This window comes from Limosilactobacillus viscerum (assembly GCF_947387525.1).
Taxonomy (GTDB): domain Bacteria; phylum Bacillota; class Bacilli; order Lactobacillales; family Lactobacillaceae; genus Limosilactobacillus; species Limosilactobacillus viscerum.
In genome coordinates this window covers 1-571 of the sequence record NZ_CANDNW010000073.1, presented here as the reverse complement: position 1 = coordinate 571, position 571 = coordinate 1, and the positions used below count along the sequence as shown (strand labels likewise).

Genomic DNA, 571 nt, shown 5'->3' with positions numbered 1-571 from the left:
AATTAACTATTAATTTTTGGTTCTCTAACAGTAAAATCCGGACTATGATTTTTGATTGATTCAAAAATCGTAGTCCGGATTTTAAATTATTTACGAAATTAGTCTCCAATCGACTAATTGATTGTCCCAATTTCGTTAGATTTAATGTCATCAGGGCTAGCCCGATATCATTTTCCACAGCTTGTTGTCCACGTAGATGAGTTCGGCGTATGCCAAAATCCCTCTTCAGGTGACCAAAGACTGGCTCAACGTCGAACTTCCGTCGACGATAAATTGCCTTGCCTTCGTCACTTGAGAGGGTTGCTTTTACTTTAGCCTTGTAATAATTCCACGTTGGGTTAACCTGCATATAGCGTTGCCGACCACTTGGTGTTTTTGCCAACTCATCCAATTGTTCTGACAGTTGGTGCTTATCCGCTCGATAGAGTTTGAAATCACGTTCGAAACCATATTTATCGGTTCGCCTACTATACCGATAAAAGCTAAAGCGAACTCCTAAATGATCGATGTAGTAATCATCTTCGGCATTATACTGCCAATTTTGTGATTTAGTTGGATCGTTTTTAAATTT

At 38.9% G+C, this 571-nt stretch carries 1 protein-coding gene; it reads right to left on the bottom strand.

The window, feature by feature from the left end:
* Positions 1-571: transposase (locus QOS07_RS09295; protein WP_283588654.1), on the bottom strand; the 571-nt coding region annotated here is incomplete at both ends.